Here is a 2653-nt window from a genome sequence, read left to right on the forward strand (position 1 = left end):
CGTTCACTCTGCTAATGGACTTATCATCATCTTCTTGTTTGACATATCCCTTCCTATAGGAAATAGACAAAATGACATTTTCACTAAATCTATAGCCCATATCTCCATTGTCCTGTTTGATAAGGACTGCATTGCATAAATCAAAACTCCAGATTTCATTGCTGTCTACAACAAGTATCCCTTTTTTCTCATGAATGTTGTCTGTGACAATATATAAATCAGAAACCTCTTCTTGCCTTATGTCAAAAGTTCTATTAAGTAGTACCCCTAAAGTTACTTTCTCATTAGGAGTGGCTCGTAATTGATACTTTTCATTTTGGTGTTGAAATCTAAATTCATTTGATAGATACGTTTCATTTTCCAATCTATCAATCAAATCATCCTCTTTATCTTTAGAGATGTTCTTTACTTGAGGATGAGCATTAAATATGGAACTAAAAAACTTCTTCATGATATTATTAATTAAATCCTTTAACGACTACCCGTGGGCTTTCATGTTTTTCTTGTTTAAAATTAAGACGTATAAACTGTTCTTTTAGTAAGTCATGAGCTTTGAAGCAATCATCCAGTACAATTTTCAAATAATCTCCTATATTTATTATGGAAGGAACAAATAGAATTACTGCCTTGCAATGTACTCCCATTTGCTTATTATCTTCATCTATGGAATAAACAGTGGAAACAATATTTCTTATGTTATTCAGATTTATTGCTTCCTTCAAATGCTCAACATTGGCATTATCCAAATCGACACATAGCCACCAAGTATCCCAAAGAGTGACAAACAGATAGTCATTATCTGCATCTATAAAAAACTCCTCACCTTGGTATTTAAAACAGATTCTATCCTTATCATCAACTTCTGGTTGACAACCAATCTCTTTTAATGTATTGATAACTAAATTCCGTGTCTTGTTATCTTCTGCATTAATCGCCTTATCTATAGTTTCATTTGTTTTTGCATATTCTGACCGTTCTTTGTCTTCCTCAACAGCGAACCCTATTCTACCAAAGAGATATGCGATAACTATCAATATTAATCCTAACACTATCCAACCTTCCATATTTGTACTTAAAATAATATTTGACAAATGTATTATTGGTTATTTCTCATATCATTCCTAACATCAATTTCAACTAAAGAAATAAACTGCAATTTTATTATTCTCTTGGTAGATTATATAAGTGAATATTGTTGTCAATTATTTCTTCTGCTTGCTTTTTAACAGACCTCGTATACTCCAACTTCACTGTTACAATAATCTCACGCTCATAAGCCTTCTTACAAATAGCTTTACTGTAAAAATATCTATCACCCTTAGTATTGCCTTCAATAGTATAACTATGGTCTGTAATATCTTTCTTTTCAATAATACTACCTTGTTCTACTTCTGAATCAATCTACTAGTACAAGATAGAAACAGTATTAATAATACATAGATTAAATCTGTGTTCATAGTAAACAGTATATTATTCTTTCATACTTTTAGAATCCCATTTTACGAAAAAATTAGGAGAGTGCAGTAATTCATCGTAACTGCAAGTATCAGATAACAAACATAAATAAACATCATTAGACATTGCCCCATATCCTTCAAAAGCATTTTTTAGCTGAATCAAATGGTAGCGTTGTAACCGATAAGTTGCATTATCATACACAGACTTTATTCTACCTTGCAATCTTCTCGAAGTGCTTTTTCTTACTTTCATAAGGTTATTCCATGCTTTCTGTTCATTTGAAAGACATGCTTTAGCTTTTTCTCTTGAACCTATATCCAAATAATCGTAGAAATTTTTAGTATCTATGGCGTGAAATATCGTATCATATTCCTGTATGATTATACTATTTGAGATTGGCTTGTAAACTTTATCAGGCTTATAATTCTCTGCTTGTAATGCAAAGTATAAATCCAAAGTTCCTTTAAGATGTACAGAATACATTTCATCATACAATTGGCTATATGCCATAGAAGAAGCTGAACCACCACCATATCCAATAGAATCAAAATAATTGATTTGAGCTTCCAATAGTTTATCAAATGCTTCTTGTTCTGTTTGCAATGGTAATGAAATACTCTTTTTCTTCAACAGTTCTTCTAACAGTTTCTCATAATGATAACGTAAATATTCTGTCCAAATTTCACTAATATTGAAACTTGCATTTATTTGCATTTGATTACCACAATCCTTTTCTAGTTCTGCATCTGGAATAAGATTATTAGTAATGATACTATCTATGCACTTATACCTATCCACGGGATTTTGAGGTAGTTGAATTTGTTTCGCTTCAATATAAGCTTGAAGTAATGCAGTAACTGCAATATCATGAGAATCTTTATTTACAACAGACTGTTGTGTACAAGAATCTTCAATCGTATAATCTAACCAAACAGCACAAACAGTATCAACTAAATCATTCTCTAATGGATATAACTTCTTAAAAACAGGGAATGTTACATATTCTTCCTGTTCTTCCAAATTAGAGGGAGCCAAGAAAGTGCTATATAGAAACTTTGCACATTTCATAAAGTTAGCTGCTGCCAACGAATCTTTCATGTCCTGTTTACTTGATTGTTTCTTCCTATCACAAGAAAGGTAACAACATAGACATACTGCTAATAAACAATATAGAATTTTTCTCACTGTTATAGCC

At 31.4% G+C, this 2653-nt stretch carries 2 protein-coding genes and 2 pseudogenes; all 4 read right to left on the bottom strand.

Going from position 1 to position 2653, the window contains the following annotated elements; translation table 11 throughout:
- Positions 1 to 451: pseudogene (locus AB5935_RS24055) on the bottom strand (hypothetical protein); the annotation flags it as partial.
- Between the two features lie 7 nt (positions 452 to 458).
- Positions 459 to 1064 carry a hypothetical protein gene (locus tag AB5935_RS24060; protein ID WP_015531314.1) on the bottom strand — a complete coding sequence of 202 codons (606 nt, stop codon included), beginning with the start codon at positions 1062 to 1064 and terminating at the stop codon, positions 459 to 461.
- 97 nt (positions 1065 to 1161) lie between these two features.
- Positions 1162 to 1401, bottom strand: a pseudogene (locus tag AB5935_RS24065) (hypothetical protein); the annotation flags it as partial.
- 69 nt (positions 1402 to 1470) lie between these two features.
- On the bottom strand, positions 1471 to 2653 hold a 1183-nt coding region (locus AB5935_RS24070), incomplete at its 5' end, for a hypothetical protein (protein ID WP_368327663.1).

Source organism: Phocaeicola sp. RTP21198st1_B8_RTP21198_201120, from assembly GCF_040929485.1.
Lineage (GTDB): Bacteria > Bacteroidota > Bacteroidia > Bacteroidales > Bacteroidaceae > Phocaeicola > Phocaeicola dorei.

Coding starts and splice junctions, on each gene's coding strand:
- AB5935_RS24060 (WP_015531314.1), bottom strand. CDS start 1,064: ATGGAAGGTTGGATAGTGTTAGGATTAATATTGATAGTTATCGCATAT.